Source organism: Duganella sp. Leaf126 (assembly GCF_001423125.1).
Taxonomy (GTDB): Bacteria; Pseudomonadota; Gammaproteobacteria; order Burkholderiales; family Burkholderiaceae_D; genus Rugamonas.
This window is the reverse complement of record NZ_LMNW01000003.1, coordinates 61,282-85,254: the sequence shown is the minus strand read 5'-3', so window position 1 is coordinate 85,254 and position 23,973 is coordinate 61,282. Positions and strand designations below refer to the sequence as shown.

Here is a 23,973-nt window from a genome sequence, read left to right as displayed (position 1 = left end):
CGGGGGCTGCGGCCTGCTGATCGGTGGCGATGTGGATCGGCTTCCCAGCCGTGTTCGGGGTCGTGATCAATGCTGTCTCCGGTGCTTTTCTTATATCCAACTGTGGTGTGACAATAGCAAGCTAACATTAATGTGCGCGGCGAACAAATGATTCTAGTTTCATGCGCGGGGTCAGGGCGACGTCATGGCCAGTCGCTAACAGAATAAAAGTGTCCGAAAAGACAGATGCACCTCGCGTTTTTTCGGTCCGACGCCAGTTTTTGCAGAATGGCATGCTACTTTCATGCAGAAAGTTAAATTAAAAAATGCCGGCAGCGCCGGCATCTCTCGTGCGTCGAGTGTGTCTGAAAAACGACTCAGACCGCGTCCGGGCCGGTCTCGCCGGTGCGGATACGGATCACCTGCTCGACGTTCTGGACGAAGATTTTGCCGTCGCCGATCTTGCCGGTACGGGCCGCCTTGATGATGGCGTCCACCACCTGTTCGGCCACGCCGTCGTCGACGACCACCTCGACTTTGACTTTCGGCAGGAAGTCGACCACGTATTCGGCGCCGCGATACAGCTCGGTATGGCCTTTCTGGCGGCCGAAGCCCTTGACCTCGGTCACCGTCAGGCCGGTGACGTTCACTTCGGCCAGCGCTTCGCGCACTTCGTCCAGCTTGAACGGCTTGATCACTGCAGTAATCTGTTTCATGACTTCTCCTGGTAAATAATATTTGAATCGAAAATCTGTCGCCGATGTCCAGCATTGTCAGCATTGTAATCGACAAGCCGCCGCTTTCCGGCCCCGCCTGCGCGGCGCGGCGTGCTAGCGTTCGGGCACCGGGATGGCGTCCAGTTCCGCCATCCAGACCACGCTGCGGCCGTCGCTCGGCGCGCGCCAGTCGCCGCGCGGCGACAGCGAGCCGCCGCTGCCCACCTTGGGACCGTTGGGGACGCAGCTGCGCTTGAACTGGCTGGTGCGGAAGAAGCGGTCGAGGAAGATGCCCAGGTTGTGCTTGATCGCGGCCAGGTCGTACTCGTTGCGCGCCACGTGGTCGCCATCGGGCCAGCGGCCCAGGGTCTTGTCGCGCCAGGCATTGAGGGCCAGGTAAGCCACCTTGGACGGCGCAAAGCCGAACCGCAGCACGTAGTACAGATTAAAATCCTGCAGTTCGTAGGGACCGATGGTGCGTTCGGTACGCTGCTCGGGCTGGCCGCCGGCGGTGCCGGGCACCAGTTCGGGGCTGATGTCGGTGCCGAGGATGTCGAGCAGTACCTGCGCGTCGTTACGGCCGATCACGCCCGACTCGGCGACCCAGCGCACCAGGTGCGAAATCAGCGTTTTCGGCACGCTGGCGTTGACGTTGTAGTGCGACATGTGGTCGCCCACCCCATAAGTGCACCAGCCCAGCGCCAGTTCGCTGAGGTCGCCGGTACCGACCACGATGCCGCCATGATGATTGGCCAGGCGGAACAGGTGATTGGTGCGCTCGCCGGCCTGCACGTTCTCAAACGTGATGTCGTATTGCGCCTGGCCTTCCGCGTACGGGTGGCCCAGGTCCTGCAGCATCTGGAGGCAGCTGGGGCGGATATCGATTTCCTGGGCCGAGCAGCCGACCAGCTGCATCAGCGCGTGCGCCTGCCTGAGCGTGCGTTCGCTGGTGGCAAAGCCGGGCATGGTATAGGCCAGGATATTCGTGCGCGGCAGGCCCAGCTTGTCCATCACGCGCGCGCACACCAGCAGCGCGTGGGTGGAATCGAGGCCGCCGGACACGCCGATCACCACCTTCCTGATGCCGCTCGAGCTCAGGCGCTGCGCCAGCGCCTGCACCTGGATCTGGTAGACCTCGTTGCAGCGTTCGTCGCGGCGGCGCGCATCGGCCGGCACGTACGGGAAACGCTCGATGCAGCGCCGCAGCGCCAGCGGTTCCGCGCGCGACAGCTCCAGTTCGAAGAACACGGTGCGGAACTTGCCCACCTCGGCCGCGTGGCGCTGCACCGCCTGCGCAAACGTATTCATGCGCATCCGTTCGCGCGACAGCCGTTCGAGGTCGATGTCGGCAAAGGTCAGCACGGGCGCATCGGTAAAGCGCTGCGATTCGGCCAGCAGCTCGCCGTTTTCGAAGATCACGCCCTGGCCATCCCAGGCCATGTCGGTGGTCGATTCGCCGCCGCCGGCCGAGGTGTACAGGTAGGCCGCGATGCAGCGCGCCGACTGGTTGCCCACCAGCTGGTTGCGGTAGCCGGCCTTGCCGATCACCGCGTTCGAGGCCGACAGGTTGACCAGCACGGTGGCGCCGGCCAGCGCCGCAAACGACGACGGCGGCACCGGCACCCACACGTCTTCGCAGATCTCGACGTGGAATTTGAGCAGCGGCACATCGGCCACCTCGAACAGCAGGCCGGTGCCGAACTGCACGCGCTCGCCGAGCAGGTCCATCTCCACCGCCACCGCGTAGTCGCCGCTGCTGAACTGGCGCGCTTCGTAGAACTCGCCGTAGTTGGGCAGATAGGTCTTCGGCACCACGCCCTGGATCTGGCCGTTGGCCACCACCACCGCGCAGTTGTACAGCTGGTGCTCGACGCGCAGCGGCACGCCGACCACCACCGCCATCTTCCATTGCAGCGAAGCGTGGACGATCTCGGCCAGCGCGTCGAGGCAGGCATCGAGCAGCGCGCGCTGGTGGAACAGGTCGTCGCAGGTGTAGGCCGCCAGGCCCAGCTCGGGGAACGCCACCAGCGCCGCGCCCTGCTCTGCCGCCTGCCCGGCCAGCATGATGGTCTGTGCCGCGTTGTAGGCCGGGTCGGCGATGCGGCATACCGGCGCGGCAATGGCCACGCGGGCGAAGTCATGGGTGTAGAGATTGAGGAAATTCGAGCTCATAGGGAATCTTTCCGACGATGGTGCGCAGCTTGGGACAGCAATTATCGCATGCACAACGCCAACGCAAAGGCTGGGGATACGCTAGACTGGCCCTACCATCATGCGGCAGGAGGAAGTGTGTCAGAAGCAGAGTTTTCGATCATCGCGTCGCTGGCCGACGTGGACGAGCAGCAATGGCAAGCGCTGGCCGGCGACAATCCCACTCTGGCCTGGCGCTTCCTCCATGCGCTGCACACCACCGGCTGCGCCAGCCCGCAAACGGGCTGGACCCCGCGCTACCTGGTGCTGCACCGCGACGGCGTGCTGCACGGCGCCATGCCGCTCTACCTCAAGCACCACAGCCGTGGCGAATACGTGTTCGACCATGCCTGGGCCGACGCCTTCCACCGCAACGGCATCGATTATTATCCGAAACTGCTGTCGGCGGTGCCGTTCTCGCCGGTCACGGGCAGCCGCCTGCTGGCGCGCACGCCCGAGGACCGCGCCCTGCTGGCGCGCGCCGCGCTGCAGGTGGCGCAGCAACTGGACACGTCGTCGCTGCACATCCTGTTCCCCGACGAGCAGGACCGGCAGGCGCTGCAGACAGCCGGCTTCATGCTGCGCGAGGGCGTGCAATTTCACTGGGAAAATCCCGGCTACGCCGATTTCGACGCCTTTCTCGCCAGCTTCAAGATGGACAAGCGCAAGAAGATCCGCCAGGACCGGCGCCGCGTGCAGGAGGCCGGCATCACATTCCGGCATCTGGCCGGAGCAGACATCACACCGGACGTCATGGCCTTCTTTTACCAGTGCTATGTGTCCACCTACCGCGCGCACGGCAACAAGCCCTACCTGAGCCTGGCGTTTTTCGAGCAGCTGCGGGCGCACATGGCCGACAACATGATGATCGTGCTGGCGCAGCGCGGCGCGCAGCCGGTGGCCGTGGCGCTGAACCTGACCGGCGGCGGCGTGATGTACGGACGCTACTGGGGCACCACCGAATTCGTCTCGGGTCTGCATTTCGAAACCTGCTACGTGCAGGCGATCGAGTACTGCATCGCGCATGGCATCGCGCGCTTCGAAGGCGGCGCCCAGGGCGTGCACAAGATGTCGCGCGGCCTGTCGCCCACCCCGACCTGGTCGGCGCACTGGGTGGCGGACCCGCGCTTTGCCGCCGCCATCGGCGACTTCCTGGCCCAGGAAACGGCCGCCATCGAAGAATATATCGACGAACTGGCCGAGCACGCCGCGTATAAATAAGGGCTACCCTTACGTAATTGTGTGAGAATTTCGTTAAGCGGGTAGAATACAGGGGGTAGCAACTATCGAACATGGATGAAACCAGTTTGCTTCACAGCATTTTCAATCGCGCCTATACTCTATGCCCGTTGACGGTTTCGTCACAACTTGTGACGTAAAACAATGAATGCAGATTTTATAAAACAACGGAACCGCTTCAAGGCCGCCACGATGAAACGTCTGGGCGTCACCGATGCGGCATATACCACCGTGACCGAGCAGCTGGCGGCGATCGCCCAGCCGTTCCACGTGCGCAAGGGCGATTTTCTGCAGCGCGCCGGCGTGGTGGCCACCCAGGTGCACTGGCTGGCCAGCGGCGTGGCGCGCAGCGGCTTCTTCAACCGCGACGGCGAGGAAATGACCCTGCGCTTTTATCGCGAGGGCGAATCGGCCACCACCCTGACCGACCTGATCGCCGGCGAGACGGGCCAGCCGGCGGTGCAGTTCCTGGTGGCGGAAACCACGATCCACGGCTTCACGCTGGACTGGCTGCAGGCCAGCGCCATGCGCGCGCAGAGCGAGGTCATGCAGCACTACCATCTGCACGTGGCCATGCACGGCATGCACAACCTGGCCCAGCGCGCCTACTCGTCCGGCGAAAGCTCGGCCCAGGAGCGGCTGGCAGCGTTCCGCGAAGAATACCCGGGGCTCGAAGCACGGATCTCGCAGCGCGCCATCGCCTCCTACCTCGGCATCACGCCGCAGTACATGTCGCGCCTGCGCCGTGAAGCGGAGGCCGAACTGGCTGGCGCGGCAACGCAGGCAGCGGCGTGATCAGCGAGCCGCCGGCGCGGACCCGGGTTCCCCACTGATACGCGTCCCGCAATAAAAAAGCCCGGCTGCGCAGCCGGGCTTTTTGACATGTCGCTGACCGATCAGCCGGCAGCCTTGTTGTACGACGCCACGCCGTTCAGGATTTCTTTCTTGGCGTCTTCCACGCCATACCAGCCGTCGATCTTGACCCATTTGCCTTTTTCCAGGTCCTTGTAATGCTCGAAGAAGTGCTGGATCTGGCGCAGGCGCAGTTCGTTCAGGTCTTCCGGCTTTTGCCAGTGGCTGTAGATCGACAGTACCTTATCGACCGGCACGGCCAGCACCTTGGCGTCTTCACCCGACTCGTCGGTCATTTTCAGCACGCCGATAGGACGGCAGCGCACGACCACGCCAGGGATCAGCGGGAACGGGGTAATCACCAGCACGTCCACCGGATCGCCGTCGTCGGACAGGGTGTTCGGTACGTAGCCGTAGTTGCACGGGTAGTGCATGGCGGTGCCCATGAAGCGGTCCACGAAAATCGCGCCGGAATCCTTGTCGACTTCGTACTTGATCGGATCGGCGTTCATCGGGATTTCGATGATCACGTTGAAGTCGTTGGGGACGTCGCGGCCCGAAGGCACTTTGTTCAAGCTCATGGGTTTTCCTTGTTAGTGATGCAGGTAGATGCTGACAATTGATTAACCGCGTCATTATAGCGAAGTACAGGCCGAAGTACAGGCGGCTTGTACGGTGCAGCGCAGTCCACCGCGGCGCCCTACAGCACCGTCGCCAGCGCGCACTGGCGGTAGTGGCTGGCCGCCTCCTCCGGCTGTTGCAGCGCTTCGTGCAACTGCGCCAGCTTCAGGTGCGATTCGCGCACCATGCGCGGGTCGGCCGCATCGGACAGCGCCTGTTCCAGGTGGCGCTGCGCCTTGCCCCATAATTTCTGCTTCAGGCACAGCGAACCGAGCGTGAGCGCCAGTTCGGCGTCGGTCGGACGGCTCTGCAGCCAGCGTTCGCAGTGGTTGATCTGGGTGAGCAGCGCGTTCGAGCCGGCCGGAGCGGCCGCTTCGCGGTAGGTGCGCACCACGCGGTCGTCCCAGTCGGCGTTCAGCGATTCTTCGGCCACCAGGCGCGCCTCGTCGTGCAGGCCGCGCGCATTGAGGGCGGTGGCGGCGCGGCAGGCAATGTAGGGCTTGATGCGGTCGGCGTTGGGCACGGTGGACCATACCCGCAGCAAGGACTCGGCGTCGTGGCTCTTGTCGCTGAGCAGGTCGTCGTAGGCCAGTTCGCGCAGCCGCGACGACAGCGCCGGATGCAGCGCCCGGTGCTTGTCGAGCGAACGCACCAGGCGCAGCACCTCGGGCCAGTTCTTGGCCTGCTGCTGGGCCTTGAGCGACCACTGCAGCGCGTGGATGTGGCGCGTGCCGCTGGCGTTGAGTTCGCGCACGGCGGCCAGCGCGGCCTCGGGCTGATGATCGTCCACCAGCAGCTCGGTCAGGGTCATCAGTCGGGCCGTCTTCATGGTGGGATCGTCGTGCAGGCGCGCCAGCCACTGGTCGCGGCGCGCGGACTGGCGCATGCGGTGCGCGGCGCGCGCGCCGATCAGGGCCGCCACGCCGGCGTTTTCCGGCAGTTCCGATGCCCGCAGCGCGGCTTTTTCGGCATGGCCGAAACGGCCCTCGAACAGCGCCTTCAACGCTTCGCGCAAGCCCTTGTTGCCATCGCGCTCGCGCTTTTGCTGGCGGTAGGCAGCGACCTTGCGCGGCATCTTGACGGTGGCGCGCACCGCGCGGATCACCAGGTACAGCAGCACGAACAGCACCGCCAGCAGCACGCAGAACAGGTTGAGCGACAGGTCGATGCGGTGCGGCGGGTAGAACAGCACCACGTTGCCCGGGTTGAAGCGGGCCGTCACGGCGATACCGATGGCGGCAGCCATCAGGGTCACGATCCAGATAAAGATGCGCATGCTAGGACTTCGCCTTGTAATTGCGCACCGCGTTCAGGCTGTCGGACAAGGTGGGCATGTCGATCGACAGGTTGCTGCCCTGGACCTGGCGCAGCAGGGCCTGCACGACCTGGGTGGCGCGGGCGCGGGTGTCGTAGTATTTGACCAGCGCCTCCTGGGCGGCCGCCAGGTCGGCGCGGAACGCTGCCTCGTTGCGCGACAACAGCGCCATGCGCGCGTTGAGCAGGCGCAGCTTGAGGTTCTCGCGCAGGAAATAGGCCTGCGACGGCGCCACCATCAGCGCATCGGGACGCTCGACGCTGCGCACGCGGATCAGCTGGCGCACGTCGGCCCACATCTCGCCGCTCCAGCCGGTCCACGCGCCGCGCAGCGACTGCAGCCAGGACGTCGATTCGGGTTCGGCAACGGCAGCAGCGCCAGGCAGCGGCTTGCCGTTCTTGTCGAATACGGGCTTGCCTGCCCTGGTCTTGTACTGGGGCTGGGGCTGGGCCGGCAGCGTGGGCTTTTCGTCGGACAGCATCGGCAGCGTATCGACCTGGGCGATCACGTTGTCGAGCCGCAGAGCCAGGCCGACCGAATCGACATTGGGCAGCGCCTTGAGTTTTTCGGTGTCCCTGGCGATCGCGCGGCGTATGGTGATGAACTGCGGCTTGTCGGACCGCGACAGGCTGCGGTCGGCGTTTTGCAGCGCGATCAGCGCGCCGGGCACGTTGCCGGCCAGCTGCAGCTGCTGGCTGGCGGTGGACAGCACCTGTTCGATCTCGGTCAGCGCCCATTCGTCGCGGTTCTTCGACAAATCCTGGTACATCTGTTCGAGCGCCAGTTGCTGGCTCTGCGATTCCTGCTGCCGGCTTTCCAGCACATTGACCTTGGTCTGCAGCTCGCGGCTGGCCTCCTGCACCTGGCGCGCCAGGTTGCTGGTTTCGCCGTTGATGGCGTCGCCCTTTTGCAGGCGCAGCGCCATTTCCTGGCGCAGCTTGCGCAACTGGCTGTGCGACGACCAGGTTTCGCCGACCAGCAGCAGCGCCAGCACCGCCACGCCCGCCAGCAGCACCCTGGGCTGCTGCAGCGTGGCGAGCACGGTCGCCCCGGAGGACGGCGCATGCGGCGGCGGGGTTGGCTGCGGCGGAATTGCCGAATGCTCGGATCCTGCGGGGCCGGCGGCATCGGAGGCTCCAGCGATGGCGGGATCGGGTAAGGTAGGCAGTTCGTTCATAGCAGTGATTGTAGCGCGGCCAGCAGGCGTTCGTCGCCTGATCCGGTGAGGGTGGTCCGGCAAAAGCCGAGATTATGCGCGGTCTCCGCGATCCGGGCGTGCGGCACGATTAAATGCTGTTGTTGCATTGATACAACCCACGAGCGTCCGTCCGCCGGTGCGCGCGCATCGAGTTCGGCCAGCAGTGCGCACAGGCCGCGCAGCGCTTCGGAGCTGGTGATGATCCAGTGATTGTCGCTGCCGAGCAGGCGGCGCAGCGTGGCCGCCAGCGCCGGCGTCAGCACGGGCGGCGCACGCCGGTACGCGCACACCACGTCCACCTGGACGCCGGCTGCGCGCAGGCCGTCGGCCAGCAGTTCGCGCCCGCCATCGCCACGGATGATCAGCGCGCGCTTGCCGGCCAGCGCGGCGAGATCGAGCGCCAGCAACAGGTGTTCGGAATCGCTGCGGGCGGTATCGCGCGGACTGACCACGTGCGCGCCAGGCGCTGCCACGCCATGGGCCGCCAGCGCCAGCCGGCTGCCTTCCCCCACCACGGCCCAGGTCACGCCGGGCGGCACGGTTTTGAGGTGCAGAAACGCGGCATCGATGGCGTTCGGCGAGACGAAGGCCACCAGCTGATAATAAGGCGGCGGTGGTGGTTGCGGATGCGACTGAACTGGCGCTTGCGGCTCAGCCTGTGGGTTCGACCCGGGCTGTGACGGCGACTGCGATCGCGGTTGCGGCGCAGTAAGCCGGGCAATGGCGGCCAGCAGGTCGGTGGGTTCTGGCAGCGGGGTGATGTCGAGCAGCGGCAGCACTTCCACCGCGAGGCCCAGCGCCGCCACGCGCGCGGCCAGCGGGCGCGCCTGCGCCAGCGGACGGGTGATGACGACGGCGCCTGCCATCAATGGCTTTCCATCCGCATCGACCCGGGGCACGCCATTCAGGCGCCGCTTCCCGGCCGCGGTGGAACCTGCTCCGGCGTCTGACCTGGAGCCGGGCTGCGGGGCTGACTTTCGCACTGGCCGTGCGGCCCGCTGCGGGCCGGACCCGGCGCCTCGTCCGGGGCTTTGGCCGCCGCTGGCTCCGACGCTGCCCCCGCCCTCGTTTGCGCCCTCGCTTCTGCCTTGGCTTCTGCGCTAGCTTCTGCCTCAGCTTCTGCCTTGGCTTCTGCGCTAGCTTCTGCCTTGGCTTCAGTGTTCGCTTCCGCTCTGGCATCGGCCGCCAGCTCGGCCGAGCGGGCGGCGTCGTCGGCCTGCGCCGCCTCGCTCAGGCAGGCCGCCAGGATCTCGACCGCGCCCTGCTCGCCCAGCAGCTGCGCCACCTGCGCGCCCAGCACGGCGGCATCGACTGCCGGGCCGCGCGCTTCGGCGCTGATCATGCGCGCGCCGTCGGGCGTGGCCACCATGGCGCGCAGGTGCATCTGGTCGCCGTCGATGGTGGCGTACGATGCCAGCGGCACCTGGCAGCTGCCGCCGAACACGCGCGAGACGGTGCGCTCGGCCATCGACACCAGCGCGCTGTCTTCGTGGTGCAGCGGCGCCAGCAGCGCCAGCAGATCGACGCCGCTGGCGTCGGCGGCGCGCTGCGGAATTTCGATGGCCAGCGTGCCCTGCCCCGGCGCCGGCAGGCTGGTGTCGGGGTCGAGCACCGAGCGGATGCGGTGGGCCAGTCCGAGCCGCTTGAGGCCGGCGGCGGCCAGGATGATGGCGGCATACTCGCCGCGATCGAGCTTGGCCAGCCGCGTATCGAGGTTGCCGCGCAGCGGCTTGACGATCAGGCCGGGGAAGCTGGCGGCGATCAGCGACTGGCGGCGCAGGCTGCTGGTGCCGACGATGGCGCCGTCCGGCAGCTCGGCCAGCGTGGCGTAGTCGTTCGAGACAAAGGCGTCGCGCGCGTCTTCGCGCTCGAGCACCGCGCCCATCACGAAGCCTTCGGGCAGCTCCATCGGCATGTCCTTGAGGCAGTGCACGGCCAGGTCGGCACGGCCTTCGGCCATCGCCACTTCGAGCTCCTTGACGAACAGGCCTTTGCCGCCGACCTTGGACAGCGTGCGGTCGAGGATTTGATCGCCGCGCGTCGTCATTCCGATAATTTGCACGTCGCACTGCGGATATAATAATGCCAAGCGTTCGCGCACATATTCGGCCTGCCACATGGCGAGCCGGCTTTCGCGCGAGGCGATCACCAATCTGGATGGCGCAACCTGGACCACTTCGGATGTTTTCAAAACCTGTTCTTTCACTGGCACTGCCGCCCACCGGCGCAGACCAGTCAAGCGGGCATGAATAAGATCATAAATTTTAACATGCTCACCTTCTTGCAGACCCGGGCCACCCGCCTTTGCACCGACATTTTATTTCTTTGCGGCATAACTCATGGCAAACCAATTTAGTGCAACTGACGACTTCCAAGCTGAAAATATTCCCGAACAAACCGGCGCCGACAAAGACGCGCCACTGAAAGAAGACATCCGCCTGCTCGGCCGCCTGCTCGGCGACGTGCTGCGCGACCAGGAGGGCGAAGAAGTCTTCGCCGTCGTGGAAACCATCCGCCAGACCGCCGTGCGCTTCCGCCGCGAGGACGACACGGCAGCGGCCAACGAACTCGATGGCATGCTCAAGATCCTCACGCGCGAACAGACCATCACCGTGGTGCGCGCGTTCTCGTACTTCTCGCACCTGGCCAATATCGCCGAAGACCAGCACCACATCCGCCGCCGCCGCGCCCACCTGCTGGCCGGCTCGACGGCCCACAAAGGCAGCGTCAGCTACGCGCTGGCCAAGCTCAAGGACGCCGGCGTCGCCCGCGACACCGTGCAGCGCTTCTTCCAGGACGCCCTGATCGCCCCCGTGCTGACCGCCCACCCGACCGAGGTCCAGCGCAAATCGATCCTCGACGCCGAGCACGATATCGCGCGCCTGCTGGCCCAGCGCGACCAGCCGCTCACGCCGAAAGAAGATGCCGCCAACCTGCACCTGCTGCGCGCGCGCGTGGCCACGCTGTGGCAGACCCGCATGCTGCGCTACACCAAGCTGACAGTGGCCGACGAAATCGAAAACGCGCTCTCGTACTACCGGATTACCTTCCTGCGCGAACTGCCAGGCCTGTACGACGACATTGAAGGCGACATCGCCAGCCACTACGGCCAGGCCGAGGTCCAGACAATCGACGCACCGTATGTGCAGATGGGCAGCTGGATCGGCGGCGACCGCGACGGCAATCCGAACGTCAACGGCGGCACCATGCAGCATGCGCTCACGCGCCAGGCCACCACCATCCTCGACTTCTATCTCGAGGAAGCGCACACGCTGGGCGCCGAGCTGTCGATCTCCACGCTGATGATCGGCTGCTCGCCGGCGCTGCAGGCGCTGGCCGACCAGTCGCCCGACACGTCCGATCACCGCGCCGACGAACCGTACCGCCGCGCCCTGATCGGCATCTACGCGCGCCTGGCCAGCACCGCGCGCGCACTGGGCGCGACCAATATCCTGCGCAAGGAAGTGGGCCACGCCGAGGCCTATGCCAACGCCGCCGAATTTTCGGCCGAGCTGCAGGTGCTGGTCGAATCGCTGCAGGCCCACCACGGCGCGGTGCTGGTGCACCCGCGCCTGTCCACGCTCAAGCGCGCGGCCGACATCTTCGGCTTCCACCTGGCGTCGCTCGACATGCGCCAGTCGTCGGACGTGCACGAGCGCGTGCTGACCGAACTGTTCGCCAAGGCCGGCGCCGAAGCCGATTACGCGGCGCTCGACGAAGACGCCAAGGTGGCGCTGCTGCTGGCCGAACTGGGGCAGGCACGGCTGCTGTCGTCGCCGTACATCGCCTACTCGGACGAGACGCAATCGGAGCTGGGCGTGCTGCGCGCCGCGCGCGAGATCCGCGCCCGCTACGGCGCGCGCGCGATCCGCAACTACATCATCTCGCACACCGAAACCGTCTCCGACCTGCTGGAAGTGATGCTGCTGCAAAAGGAAATGGGCTTGCTGCGCGTGGACGAGCAGGAGCTCGACCTGATGGTGATTCCGCTGTTCGAAACGATTCCGGACCTGCAGCGCGCGGCCGGCATCATGGAAGCGGTGATGGCGATCCCGCTGGTGAAGGCGCTGATCGCCCGCCAGGGCCAGCTGCAGGAAGTCATGCTCGGCTACTCGGACTCGAACAAGGACGGCGGCTTCCTCACCTCGACCTGGGAGCTGTACAAGGCCGAGACCCGCCTGGTGACCGTGTTTGCCAACGCCGGCGTCAAGCTGCGCCTGTTCCACGGCCGCGGTGGCACGGTCGGCCGCGGCGGCGGTCCGTCGTACGAAGCGATCCTGGCGCAGCCGCACGGCACCGTCAACGGCCAGATCCGCCTGACTGAACAGGGCGAAATCATCGCCTCGAAGTTCTCGAACAAGGACATCGGCCGCCGCAACCTCGAGCTGCTGGTGGCCGCCACGCTGGAAGCGAGCCTGCTGCCGCAGCCATCGGACGCGGCGCACGTGGCACAGCTGCAGCAATTCGAAGCGGTGATGGCGGAAATTTCCGACCGCGCCTACAGGGCCTACCGCAACCTGGTCTATGAGACCCCGGGCTTCACCGACTACTTCTTCAGCGCCACGCCGATCGCCGAGATCGCGGAACTGAACCTCGGTTCGCGCCCGGCGTCGCGCAAGTCGACCAAGCGCATCGAAGACCTGCGCGCCATTCCGTGGGGCTTCTCGTGGGGCCAGTGCCGGCTGCTGCTGCCGGGCTGGTACGGCTTCGGCAGCGCCATCGGCGCCTGGGTGGCCGACGGCGGCGGCAAGCAGGAGCAGGAACAGCGGCTGGTGCAGCTGCAGGTGATGGCGCGCGAATGGCCGTTCTTCGCCACCCTGCTGTCGAACATGGACATGGTGCTGGCCAAGACCGACCTGGCGATCGCCTCGCGCTACGCCGAGCTGGTCGCGGACAGGGAGCTGCGCGAGCGCATCTTCAAGCGCATCACCGAGGAGCATGCGAACACGCTGGCCATCCTGCAGCGCATCACCGGCGCCGAGGAACGGCTGGTGAACAACCCGCTGCTGGCCCGCTCGATCCAGAACCGCATCGCCTACATCGATCCGCTCAACCACCTGCAGGTTGAACTGATCAAGCGCCACCGCGCGCTGACTACCGAAGCGAAGACCGACGAACGGGTGCACCGCGGCATCCACCTGTCGATCAACGGCGTGGCGGCGGGGTTGCGCAATACGGGGTGAGCGCTGCAGGCTGACCGCTGCGGGCGGTCAGTGTGTGACGGCGGCGCAGCCGGCCGGGATGTGCAGGGCGAACACGGTGCCTGCCGTGTTCGACTCCACGGTCAGGCTGCCGTCGTGGGCGCGGGCGATTTCGGAGGCGATGAACAGGCCCAGTCCCAGGCCGTCGGTGCGCTTGGAGCGTTCGCCGCGCCAGAACGGCTGGAACAGCCGCTCGATCACGGCCGGCGGGATCGGCGTGCCGGCGTTGCCGACGGCCAGCACGAAGTCGCCGCCGGTCATCGCTGCATGCACGGTCACCGGCGCCGAGTCGCTGCCGTGCAGCAGCGCATTGACGATCAGGTTCGAGGCCACCTGCGCCACGCGCCGCGCATCGCAGAATACGGCGGCGCCGATGTCCATGTCGGTGACGATCTCGCGCCCCGGATGGGCCACGCGCAGCTCCGCCACCACGTGCGCCAGCGTCTCGCCGAGCGCCGGCTCCCACTGGCGGTGGGCGGCCAGTGCGCCATCCATCTTGCTGCGTGCGAAATCCATCATGCTGTCAATCAGGCTGGCGATGCGCTGGCCGCTGCGCGTCATGCGCGCCGTCACGCGCAGGATGCGTTCGTCGGCAGTCAGGTGCGCGATCAGCTCGGCGCCGCTCATGATCGACGACAGCGGCGTGCGCAGGTCGTGGCCGAGGATGGCGATGAACTGCTCGCGCAGTTCGGCGATGTCGCGCTCCTCGGCCAGCGCCGCCACCGCCTCGGCCAGCACGGTCTCGGCCTCGATCTGGCTCGACAGCAGTTCGGCAAACAGCTTGAGCATGGCCAGCGTGGACTCGGCCGTGAGGTTGGCCGGGCGCGGATCGAGTCCGCACAGGGTGCCGAAGAATTCGCCGTCCTTGCGGTACACGGGGATCGAAAAATAGCTCTCGAAACCGAACATCTTGGGAATCGGATGGTCGCAGTAGGTGACGTCGGTTGCGGCCTGGTCGATGACCACGCCGGCATTGCTGCGGCGGACCTGGTCGCAAAACGTGTTGGCGATCTCGATCTCGTCGCCGGGCGCCAGTCCGAAACCGAGCTGGTCGTGCACCGCGCACATGGTCCAGGCCTGCTCCGTCACGCGCGACACACACACCCAGCGCAGCCCGGTCGTGTGGGCGATCACCTGCATAATCGTGGGAACTGCCGTCAGCGCCTGCACGGCTTGGATATCGAGATCGACGGCGCGCGTCATATAGTCCTTCTGAACCTGGTTGAATGCCGCCATTCTAGCCCAGGCCATGCGCACTGCAGAGTTCGCTAGTGCAAGGGACGCTATTGCAGCGCACGCTGCCGGTCAGCTGCGCTCGCCGGGCCGCAGCGTCAGCACCTGGACGCCGTGGCGGGTCACCGCCACCGTGTGTTCGAACTGGGCCGACAGCTTGCCGTCGCTGGTGACGACGGTCCAGCCGTCATCCTCGGTGTGCACGTCGCGGCGGCCCTGGTTGATCATCGGCTCGATGGTAAACACCATGCCCTCGCGCAGCACCAGGCCCGTATGCGGTTTGCCGTAATGCAGCACCTGCGGCTCTTCGTGCATTGCGCGGCCGATGCCGTGGCCGCAGTATTCGCGCACCACCGTGTAGCCGTGACGGCGCGCATGGCGTTCGATGGCATGGCCGATGTCGCCGAGGCGCGCGCCGGGGCGCACCGCGTGGATGCCGTGCCACAGCGCCTCGTACGTGACCTGCACCAGCTTTCTGGCGGCGCCCGCCACCTGGCCGACCAGGTAGGTCTTGCTGGAATCGGCGATAAAACCGTTCTTTTCCAGCGTGATGTCGAAGTTGACGATGTCGCCATCGTGCAGGATCCCGGTAGCGGACGGCACGCCGTGGCACACCACGCTGTTGCGCGAGGCGTTGAGCGCATAGGCGTAATCGTACTGCCCCTTGCTGGCCGGGCGCGCCTGCAGTTGTTCGACGATATACGTCTCGACCAGGTCGTTGACGGCCATGGTGGACATGCCGGTCAGGTTCAACCGGTCGAGATGGGCAAACACGCTGGCCAGCAGGCGGCCGGACTCCGCCATCAGGGCGACTTCCGCGGGCTGCTTGATCATGTGGCCGTCTCCCGGAATACCTGGGCCTCGACGCCGGCCGTGCGCAGCTCGCGGGTCAGGATCTCGTTGAAGGTCAGGGTCGGATTCATTTCGCTCAGCATGCCCATCTTGATCCAGAACGTGGCCTGGGCATTGATGGAGCGGCAGCCGACCGCACTGGCCTTGCGCAACTGGTCGTGCAGCTCTTCATCGATGTTGACAATGCCCATGGTTACTCTCCGTATAGTCAATATACGGATAATATACGAACCATATATTCGCAGTCAAACGAGCTGATCGGACTCGTCGTGCTTCGTCGTCAGGCTTTTTTCGAAACAGACCGCTTCCGGCCGCCCGGCGTACCGGCCGAAATTGGCGATGCGCCGATAACCATGTCGTTCGTAAAACGCCACGGCGCGGCCGTTGACGGCGCGTGTTTCCAGGCGCAGCGCCGTGTAACCGAGCTGCTGCGCCTTCGCTTCCAGGTGCGCCAGCAGTGCGGCGCCGATGCCGGGCAGCGTGCCGCGCGAATACATGCGCTTGAGTTCGGCGATGTCGGCTGTGAGCGGGCGCAAGGCGCCGCAGCCGACCGGCTTGGCGTCGGTATCGCGCGCGACCACGAAGCAGGCACGGTCGCCGCGCACATCGTTGACATCGAAAGAGGCCTTGCCGCTGCTGCCGGTCATCTGGCTCAGCCGCTCCGACAACTCGTCCAGCAGCAGCATCGCGTCCGGTGTTTGCGTATCCTCGGCGCGCACCGCGAGGCCCGGCCCGGCGCTCATGGCGCCGCGACCTGCAGCCGCACCACGCGCCCGGTGCGGTCCTCGACCAGGTAGATATTGCCGTCCGGCCCCTGCTTGACATCGACCGGGGCGCCCATGCCCTGCCCCGGCTTGCTTTGCCAGTTGCCGATCAGTTCCACCGACTTGCCCAGCGGCGCGCCCTTGCTATCCGGCAGCAGAGCCACCAGCCGGTGACCGTGGGCGCGGTAGCCGTGGTAGCCGACGATCAGGCTGTTGCGGTACATGGCGGGCAGGCGTGTGCCGGTATAGAAGGTCATGCCCAGCGGCGCCGCGTGGGCCGGCAGCAGCCGGGCCGGCGCGCGGTAGCCGCTGCAATCGCGCTGCGGATACTCGGGGCTGGCCACGTTGGCGTCGTAACAGTAGGGCCAGCCGTAGTTGGCGCCGCGCTCGATCAGGTTCAGTTCGTCGTGCGGCAGGTCGTTATCGTTGGCCAGCTCGGGCATGGCGGCCTGGATGGCGTCGCGGCCATTGTCGGCCTGCCACAGTTCGCCGGTCGCCGGGTGCAGCGCCAGCGCCATCGAGTTGCGCAAGCCCGAGGCCCAGACTTCCCAGCCTTTGACCATCGCCATCGGCCACAGCAGCCGGTATTTGCGGATCACGCCCAGCGCTTGCGGCCCTTCCGCTTCGGCGCAGGGCTGGCCGGGGTCGGGCGCGGCACCGTTTTCGCCTTCGCAGTGATCGGTGGCCGATCCGACATTCACGTACAGGTCGCCGCGCGCGTCGAAGCGCATCGCGGTCAGCAGGTGACGGCCTTTACCGGGCAACGGCGCCACGTCCGACTTGCCGCCGATGATGTCGCGCAGCGTCGCTTGCGGGTTTCGGACATCGAAGCGCACGATGCGTCCGACCAGGCCCAGGTACAGCAAACCGTCGGGACCGAGCACAATGCCGTTCGGCCGGTCCAGCCCCTTGAGCAGCAGGACCCGATCGTACCGGCCGCCGGCGGCGGGCTTGAGCAGCCATACGCTGCCCTGGTTCGGTTCCCAGTTGTGCATGTCGGCCACGACCAGTTCGCCATTGGCAAGCGGCTGTATGCCGCGCGCAAACTTGAAGCCGTCAGCCAGCACGGCTGCGCACAGGCCGTCCGGGGTCGTCACATCGAGGCGCTTGAAGCCGCCGCAGGTGTCGGCGGCGTGGGCGCCGCCTGCCAGCAACAACGTTGCCAGCGCCGCGCGGCGCATGAGAGAGAGAGCATTGGATGTTTTCATTCAAGCAATTGTAGCTTAAAGTCAAACATTCGCGGCGCCACGCTCCGGCTGGCAGGGCCCAAAAAAAATGCCGCCCGACAAACAGGTCGGGCGGCACTTCCGGTCGGCGGCGCGCGACTGCCGCCGCCGTGGCTAGTTTTGCGTCAGGAAGGTTTTCAGCTTGTCCGAACGCGACGGCTGGCGCAGCTTGCTCATGGCCTTCGCTTCGATCTGGCGGATCCGTTCGCGCGTGACGTCGAACTGCTTGCCCACTTCTTCCAGCGTGTGGTCGTTCGACATTTCCACGCCGTAGCGCATGCGCAGCACCTTGGCTTCGCGCGGCGTCAGCGAATCGAGCACTTCCTTGATGACGTTGCGCATCGAGGCGTGCAGCGCGGCGTCCAGCGGCGCCAGCGTGGTGTTGTCCTCGATGAAGTCGCCCAGCTGCGAATCGCCGTCCTCGCCCATCGGCGTTTCCATCGAGATCGGCTCCTTGGCGATCTTCATGATTTCGCGCACCTTGTTTTCCGGCATTTCCATCTTCAGCGCCAGCGTGGCCAGGTCCGGCTCGCTGCCGGTTTCCTGCATGATCTGGCGCGAGATGCGGTTCATCTTGTTGATGGTCTCGATCATGTGCACCGGCACGCGGATGGTGCGCGCCATGTCGGCGATCGACCGCGTGATGGCCTGACGGATCCACCAGGTGGCATAGGTCGAGAACTTGTAGCCGCGGCGGTACTCGAACTTGTCCACCGCCTTCAGCAGGCCGATATTGCCTTCCTGGATCAGGTCGAGGAACTGCAGGCCGCGGTTGATGTATTTCTTGGCGATCGAAATCACCAGGCGCAAGTTGGCGACCGTCATTTCGCGCTTGGCCTGGCGCGCGCGTTTTTCGCCGGCAGCCATCTGCTTGTTAATCTTGCGCAGGTCGGCCAGCGGCAGCGCCACGCGCACCTGCAGGTCGATCATCTTCTTTTGCAGCTCTTTCACGGCCGGCACATTGCGGCCCAGCACGGTGCTGTACGGGTAGCCGGCATCGACTTCGCCATCGACCCAGTCGAGGTCGGTTTCGTTGCCCGGGAAGACCTTGATGAAGTGGGCGCGCGGCATGCCGCAGCGGTTCACGCACAGGTCCAGCACCGCGCGTTCGATCGAGCGCACTTCTTCCATCTGGCCGCGCAGGGTGTCGCACAGCTTTTCGACGACCTTGGCGGTGAAGCGGATGCCGAGCAGCTCGGCCGAGATCGCTTCCTGCGCCGCCACGTAAGCCTTGGAGCCGTAGCCGCCGCTGGCCTTGCGCATTTTTTCGAACTGGCTCTCGATGTGGGCGAATTTTTCCAGCGCCGATTTTTTCAGCTGGGCCAGTTGCTCGGTGGAGAAACCGGCAGCGCCGCCAGCGGCCGCGCCATCGGACTCTTCCTCTTCTTCCACTTCCAGCTCGTCTTCCTCGTCGTCGTCCGATGCGGCAGGCGCGGCCACGACCGGCGCCGGGGCCGACTCGTTGGGGTCGACAAAGCCGTCCACCACGTCATCGACCTTCATTTCGTCGGCGTCGATCTTGCTGGCCAGGACCAGGATTTCGGCGATCGTGGTCGGGCAGGCGGAGATGGCCTGGATCATGTCTTTCAGGCCGCCTTCGATGCGCTTGGCGATCTCGATCTCGCCTTCGCGGGTGAGCAGCGCCACCGCGCCCATTTCGCGCATGTACATGCGGACCGGGTCGGTGGTGCGGCCGAAGTCGGAATCGACGGTGGACAGGGCGGTCGCCGCAGCTGCTTCCACCTCGTCGTCGGAGGTGACGGTGGCGACACTGTCGCTCAGCAACAACGATTCGGCGTCCGGGGCGCGCTCGTAGATCGCGATGCCCATGTCGTTGAAGGTGGCGATGATGCCTTCGATCGCTTCGGGATCGATGATGTTTTCCGGCAGCTGGTCGTTGATCTCGGCATAGGTGAGGAAGCCGCGCTCCTTGCCCATGTTGATCAGGTTCTTGATCTGGGCGCGACGGCGCTCGAGCTCTTCGGCCGTGCTCTTGGAATCGAGACCGAGCAGCTCGGCCCCGCCCTTGGCCTTGCGCTCGCGCGCCTTCGAGACCGCTTTCAGTTCGGCGCGTTCGACCGCGTTCAGCGCTGCGACTTCGTCGTTTTCCGGCGTAAATTCGGACGGCTTGCGGCCACGGCGGCCTGGCACCTTGACGCTCGGCAGCAAATAGCCGGAGGTATCGATTGAGGCCAGCGTGGCGGCGTCGGTCACCTGGCTGACGGTCGTGCCGCCGGTGGCGATGACGACCGGCGCCGGTTCCTTGACGGCCTTGACCAGCTTCGATTTCGGCGCGGTGCGCACCACCGGCGCTGCGGTAGCGGCCGCTTTATCGGCCTTGTCGGCCGCCTCGGCCACGTCGCCGGGCTTGCGCGCCAGCTTGGCCGTGCGCGCCGGCGCATCGGTGTCGGCAGCTGCGGACATGGTGGCGACCGGCTCGACCGCTGCGGCACTCAGACGGGTTTTCTTCTTGACTACCGTTACTTTGCTCGCTGCCTCTTGCGCATTGTCGATGACATAAGATAGAGTCGTCTTCGGCACGACCAGCGGTGCAGAGCTGGTACGGGCAGCCTTGACGGACAGCGTTAAAGTTTTCGGCGTTTTTGTCATTAAAAATCTCTCAATGCGAAGCCGCCGGCGGATTACACAAGCCATGGCCCGCGCCAGCCGCACTGAGCGGGACGCATGGTTGGAATGTTGTAATTTAGCTGACGATGATCCTGCGGAATAAAAAAAGCCCGCTGGGAACTACGGGCTTGTTTTTAGCTCATGTTTAGCGTGTGTTTCTGATACTGCTCGCTGCTACTTCCCGGCTGCCGACAACTGCTGGCAGCCTTACCAATCGCAGCCTGTTGCGCTGGTGAGTCGGACATTATACACATTTTTGCCGCCGGACGCACCTGACAGCGGCAATATTGGCTTGCGCACCAGCTGAACAAAAAGTCACGCTGGTCGAAAAGGCACGCCATTCCGCAGGGCCGCATGATACGATGACGCCTGTTGCTTAACCTTTGAAGTCGATGAACACTAGCCTTACCACTCCTCCTGCGGCCATCGAAGCGGACGCTACCAACGTTGCCAACACCAGCGCCCAGGTTGCCGATCCTGTCGCTGCTGCGCCTGCCGCAGCCGCAGCCGACATGACGCCGCGCAGCCTGCTCAAGCAATTGCAAACCCAGTTCCCGGCCTTCCGCGACTTTTTGCCGCTGTCCATCGGCATCGACAAGCAGATCCTGGCGGTCATGCCCGACCTGAACCGCAAAATCATGCGTACCGCGCTGGGCATCCACACCGGTTCGCTGCGCTACCTGAAGGTCATGGAAAAAGCCAAGGTCCGTCACGATCTCGACGGCACGCCCGGCGCCGAAGTCACCGACACCCACCGCGCCCATGCCACCCAGGTATTGCAGGAGCGCTTCAAGAAGGAAGCCGACCGCAAGAAAGCCGAGCGCGAAGCTGCCGCTGCCGAAGAGGCCGCCCGCGTCCGCGCCGACAAGCTCAACCAGCTGACCGCGAAATTCTCGCGCAAATAAGGTTCCCTCCCTTGAACGTGTCGCTGCGCGCACCACGCTTGATTGATGCTGCTGCTGTTAATGCTGCGGTTGCTGCTAACGAGGCACAACTGCCGCCTTACAGCGGCCTGCTGCTCGAGGACGTGCTGCTGGTGAAGACGCCAGAGCAGGCGCTGGCAGCGCGCGATGCACTGCTGGCCTGCGACGCGATCGGTTTCGACACCGAATCGAAACCGACGTTCACCAAGGGCGAAGCCTCCACCGGTCCGCACCTGATCCAGTTCGCTACCGATAGCAAGGCCTACCTGTTCCAGATCGGCAGCCGTACCGACGAGGCCACCCTCGCCACCCTGCAGGCCATCCTGGAGCCGGCCGCGCCGCTCAAGGTCGGCTTCGGCCTGTCCGACGACGTCAAGCGGCTGTACGCCAAGCTGGCCATCCGCGCCGGCGGCATCGTCGATCTGTCGGTAGCGCTGCGCACACCGGGCCAGCGCAACGACCTCGGCGCCAAGACCGCGGTGGCCAAGTTCTTCGGCCAGAAGCTGCAGAAATCCAAAAAGATCTCCACGACCAACTGGTCGCTGCCGCGCCTGAACAGCAGCCAGTTGCTGTACGCGGCCGACGACGCCCAGGTGGCGCTGCGCGTGTACCGCCAGTGGCTGCTGACGGGCGGCCAGCTCAAGCCGATGAAAGCCGTCAAGCTGCCACGCCCGGCGAAGCCGGCAGCGGGCAGCTGACCGACGACCGCCGGCGCCGCATTCTTCCCTATATTTTTTAGCAACATCGGTATATCCTGACCCGGCAGCCTCGCTCGAAGGCTACTATCTGGAGGAGATCCGGTGACCGATACCGTTGCGCTGATACGCTGCGCCCTGGCCAGCGCCAGCCTGTTGCTGGGCGCCTGCACGCCCGCGTGGTGCGCGCCGCCCGACACCTTGCAGCAGCGCGTGGCCGCCTGCATCGCCTGCCACGCGGTGCAAGAGCGCCGCGACGCCTACTTTCCGCGCATTGCCGGCAAGCCGGCCGGCTACCTGTACAACCAGCTCATCAATTTCCGTGACGGCCGCCGTCATTACCCGATGATGCGGTACATGGTCGGACAGCTGTCGGACGACTATCTGCGCGAAATCGCCGCCTACTTCGCCGCGCAACACCCGGCCTATCCGCCGGCCTCGGGCGGCAACGGCAGCGGCAGCGGCTCCGGTATCACTGCAGCGGCCCTCGCCCGCGGCGAACAGCTGGTGCGCGCAGGCGATGCGCGCCGCCAGATTCCCGCGTGCGTCCGCTGCCATGGCCAGGCGCTGAGCGGCGTGGCACCCGACATTCCGGGGCTGCTGGGTCTGCCTGCCGACTATATCAACGCCCAGTTCGGCGCCTGGCGCAGCGGCACGCGCCATGCCGCCGCGCCCGACTGCATGGCCACCATCGCCGCACGCCTGGCAAGCGACGATATCGCGGCCGTGTCGGCCTGGCTCAGCCGCCAGCCGCCCGCTCCCGGCGCACGTCCTGCTGCTGCCACAGCGTCGCCTTTGCCGCTGCCCTGCAGCGCGCTGGCGGGCAAGGCCGTGCCATGAGGAAGTATGGTTCGATGACGCAGGAACGGCCGGTGTCTGCGGTCGCTGCGCTGCCCGGCTGCCTGCCGGCGTCGGTCGGGTTCTTCCTGTTGCGCGTGCCATGAGCAGGCGCGCCCGTGTTTTCTACGCCGCGGTTGCCATGCTGATCGCCTTGACGATCATGCTGGGGGCGCTGATCTTTGCCGGTGGACTGCCCGCAGCCGGTGACGATGCCAGCGCGTCGCGTGTTCTCGCGTTTCCGGGACCGGGGCAGCGCGACGCCCTGCGCGAACGGGGCGCCTACCTGGCGCGGGCCGGCGACTGCATGGCGTGCCACACGGTGCGCGGCGGCGCCCCGAATGCCGGCGGACGCATCATCCGGACCGCGTTCGGGGAGCTGGTGACACCGAACATCACGCCCGACCTGGCCACCGGCATCGGCAGCTGGAGTGCCGACGAGTTCTGGCGCGCACTGCATCACGGCAAGGGAAAAGATGGCCGCCTGCTCTACCCTGCCTTTCCCTACACCAGTTACACCCGTATCACGCGCGACGACGCCGATGCCCTGTATGCCTGGCTGCGTTCGGTGCCGGCCGTGCGCCAGCCCAATCTGCCGCACCGCCTGCGCTTCCCGTACAACCAGCAATGGGCGCTGGCGGCCTGGCGCCTGCTGTATTTCCGCCCTGCCGAGTACCGGGTCGATACGGCGCAGACGCTGGCCTGGAACCGCGGCGCCTACCTGGTGCAAGGCCTCGGACATTGCAGCGCCTGCCATAGTCCGCGCAACTGGCTGGGTGCGGAAAGCGATCGTTTATCTGGCGGCATGCTCGAGGGCCTGGGCTGGTACGCGCCGGCGCTGACCTTCGGGCCTGGCGCCGGCGCGCCGGCCTGGTCGCAGCACGATCTGGCAGCCCTGCTGAAAACCGGGGTCGCGACGCCGACCGTCGCCTCCGGCCCCATGGCGGAGGTGGTGCGCGCCAGCCTGCAACACCTGGACGATGCCGATATCGGTGCGATGGCGCTGTACCTGCGCAGCCTGCCCGCCGCCGCCGCACCGCCGCCCCACCAGCGCGACACGGGTACCCAGGCGCAGGCATTCCTGGCTGCCGGAAGCCGGCTCTACGACCGGCACTGCGCGACCTGCCATGGCGATAATGGCGCGGGACAGGCACCTGCTTATCCGCCGCTGGCAGGCAACCGCGCACTGAGCGGCTCGCTCGATCATGCAGCAACGGTCAACAGCATCCGGATTGTGCTCAACGGCGGCTTCGCGCCCTCAACGGCAGGCAATCCGCGCCCTTACGGCATGCCGCCGTTCGGTCCCGTGCTGAGCGACACGGAAGTGGCGCAACTGCTGTCTTACCTGCGCAGCGCCTGGGGCAACCATGGCGCGCCGGTCACGGCAACCGAGGTCAACCGATATCGGGCGGTGCCGCTCGACCAGTGAGCGGTCCGGCTGGCGTTAGATGGCGGTACATTCGGGCGCCGGCGGGTGCGGAGGCAGTGGCAACCGGGCGGCGCC

General features: G+C 65.9%; 19 protein-coding genes and 1 pseudogene. 7 read left to right on the top strand and 13 right to left on the bottom strand.

Going from position 1 to position 23,973, the window contains the following annotated elements; genetic code table 11:
• Nucleotides 1–356 precede the first annotated feature (356 nt).
• Nucleotides 357–695, bottom strand: coding sequence for a P-II family nitrogen regulator (locus ASF61_RS04665; RefSeq protein WP_019922031.1), 339 nt, complete (start codon nucleotides 693–695; stop codon nucleotides 357–359).
• A 114-nt stretch (nucleotides 696–809) separates the two neighbouring features.
• On the bottom strand, nucleotides 810–2,867 hold the full coding sequence (locus ASF61_RS04660; protein ID WP_056151721.1) for an NAD(+) synthase: 2,058 nt from the start codon (nucleotides 2,865–2,867) through the stop codon (nucleotides 810–812).
• Nucleotides 2,868–2,984: 117 nt separating this feature from the next.
• Here ASF61_RS04660 and ASF61_RS04655 point away from each other — a divergent pair, with 117 nt between their 5' ends.
• Together ASF61_RS04655 and ASF61_RS04650 are read left to right on the top strand one after the other, a co-directional pair.
• Nucleotides 2,985–4,106, top strand: a complete 1,122-nt coding sequence (locus ASF61_RS04655; RefSeq protein WP_056151718.1) for a GNAT family N-acetyltransferase — start codon at nucleotides 2,985–2,987, stop codon at nucleotides 4,104–4,106.
• Between the two features lie 210 nt (nucleotides 4,107–4,316).
• The gene (locus ASF61_RS04650) at nucleotides 4,317–4,919 is read left to right on the top strand and encodes a Crp/Fnr family transcriptional regulator (protein WP_056152205.1); all 603 of its coding nucleotides are present in this window, start codon (nucleotides 4,317–4,319) and stop codon (nucleotides 4,917–4,919) included.
• Nucleotides 4,920–5,020: 101 nt separating this feature from the next.
• On the opposite strand, the gene ppa is transcribed toward ASF61_RS04650, so the two are convergent.
• The 5 genes and pseudogenes from ppa to hemC form a co-directional block, all read right to left on the bottom strand.
• On the bottom strand, nucleotides 5,021–5,557 hold the full coding sequence (gene ppa, locus ASF61_RS04645; protein WP_056151715.1) for an inorganic diphosphatase: 537 nt from the start codon (nucleotides 5,555–5,557) through the stop codon (nucleotides 5,021–5,023).
• 119 nt (nucleotides 5,558–5,676) lie between these two features.
• The gene (locus ASF61_RS04640; protein WP_082491207.1) at nucleotides 5,677–6,873 is read right to left on the bottom strand and encodes a heme biosynthesis protein HemY; all 1,197 of its coding nucleotides are present in this window, start codon (nucleotides 6,871–6,873) and stop codon (nucleotides 5,677–5,679) included.
• A 1-nt stretch (nucleotide 6,874) separates the two neighbouring features.
• On the bottom strand, nucleotides 6,875–8,089 hold the full coding sequence (locus ASF61_RS04635) for a uroporphyrinogen-III C-methyltransferase (RefSeq protein ID WP_056151712.1): 1,215 nt from the start codon (nucleotides 8,087–8,089) through the stop codon (nucleotides 6,875–6,877).
• Nucleotides 8,086–8,976: a uroporphyrinogen-III synthase gene (locus ASF61_RS04630; protein ID WP_056151708.1), complete on the bottom strand. Its 891-nt coding sequence runs from the start codon at nucleotides 8,974–8,976 to the stop codon at nucleotides 8,086–8,088. Before ASF61_RS04630 ends, ASF61_RS04635 begins: the two co-directional genes overlap by 4 nt.
• Nucleotides 8,977–9,323: 347 nt before the next feature.
• A pseudogene (hemC, locus tag ASF61_RS04625) lies at nucleotides 9,324–10,286 on the bottom strand (hydroxymethylbilane synthase); the annotation flags it as partial.
• A 163-nt stretch (nucleotides 10,287–10,449) separates the two neighbouring features.
• Between hemC and ppc the strand changes: the two are divergent.
• The gene (ppc, locus tag ASF61_RS04620; protein ID WP_056151706.1) at nucleotides 10,450–13,293 is read left to right on the top strand and encodes a phosphoenolpyruvate carboxylase; all 2,844 of its coding nucleotides are present in this window, start codon (nucleotides 10,450–10,452) and stop codon (nucleotides 13,291–13,293) included.
• Nucleotides 13,294–13,320: 27 nt separating this feature from the next.
• Here the strand turns inward: ppc and ASF61_RS04615 are convergent, their stop codons facing one another.
• The 6 genes from ASF61_RS04615 to rpoD form a co-directional block, all read right to left on the bottom strand.
• Nucleotides 13,321–14,562, bottom strand: coding sequence for a GAF domain-containing sensor histidine kinase (locus tag ASF61_RS04615; protein WP_082491206.1), 1,242 nt, complete (start codon nucleotides 14,560–14,562; stop codon nucleotides 13,321–13,323).
• A gap of 54 nt (nucleotides 14,563–14,616) precedes the next feature.
• A complete protein-coding gene (gene map / locus ASF61_RS04610; RefSeq protein ID WP_056151701.1) occupies nucleotides 14,617–15,378 on the bottom strand; it encodes a type I methionyl aminopeptidase in 762 nt (253 codons plus the stop codon).
• Nucleotides 15,375–15,587, bottom strand: a complete 213-nt coding sequence (locus ASF61_RS04605) for a ParD-like family protein (protein WP_056151699.1) — start codon at nucleotides 15,585–15,587, stop codon at nucleotides 15,375–15,377. The genes map and ASF61_RS04605 overlap by 4 nt, the downstream gene beginning before the upstream one ends.
• 54 nt (nucleotides 15,588–15,641) lie before the next feature.
• Nucleotides 15,642–16,139 carry a GNAT family N-acetyltransferase gene (locus ASF61_RS04600; RefSeq protein WP_156369452.1) on the bottom strand — a complete coding sequence of 166 codons (498 nt, stop codon included), beginning with the start codon at nucleotides 16,137–16,139 and terminating at the stop codon, nucleotides 15,642–15,644.
• Nucleotides 16,136–17,368, bottom strand: coding sequence for a sorbosone dehydrogenase family protein (locus ASF61_RS04595; protein ID WP_229205710.1), 1,233 nt, complete (start codon nucleotides 17,366–17,368; stop codon nucleotides 16,136–16,138). The genes ASF61_RS04600 and ASF61_RS04595 overlap by 4 nt, the downstream gene beginning before the upstream one ends.
• Nucleotides 17,369–17,500: 132 nt before the next feature.
• Complete coding sequence (gene rpoD / locus ASF61_RS04590) at nucleotides 17,501–19,996, bottom strand: RNA polymerase sigma factor RpoD (protein ID WP_056151693.1); 2,496 nt, start codon at nucleotides 19,994–19,996, stop codon at nucleotides 17,501–17,503.
• Between the two features lie 410 nt (nucleotides 19,997–20,406).
• Here rpoD and ASF61_RS04585 point away from each other — a divergent pair, with 410 nt between their 5' ends.
• From ASF61_RS04585 to ASF61_RS04570, 4 genes are all read left to right on the top strand, one after another.
• On the top strand, nucleotides 20,407–20,919 hold the full coding sequence (locus tag ASF61_RS04585; protein WP_056151691.1) for a ProQ/FINO family protein: 513 nt from the start codon (nucleotides 20,407–20,409) through the stop codon (nucleotides 20,917–20,919).
• 107 nt (nucleotides 20,920–21,026) lie between these two features.
• Nucleotides 21,027–21,635, top strand: a complete 609-nt coding sequence (locus tag ASF61_RS04580) for a 3'-5' exonuclease (RefSeq protein ID WP_082491226.1) — start codon at nucleotides 21,027–21,029, stop codon at nucleotides 21,633–21,635.
• A gap of 102 nt (nucleotides 21,636–21,737) precedes the next feature.
• On the top strand, nucleotides 21,738–22,472 hold the full coding sequence (locus ASF61_RS04575; RefSeq protein WP_082491205.1) for a cytochrome C: 735 nt from the start codon (nucleotides 21,738–21,740) through the stop codon (nucleotides 22,470–22,472).
• Between the two features lie 100 nt (nucleotides 22,473–22,572).
• Nucleotides 22,573–23,898, top strand: coding sequence for a cytochrome c (locus tag ASF61_RS04570; protein ID WP_056151688.1), 1,326 nt, complete (start codon nucleotides 22,573–22,575; stop codon nucleotides 23,896–23,898).
• Nucleotides 23,899–23,973 lie beyond the last annotated feature (75 nt).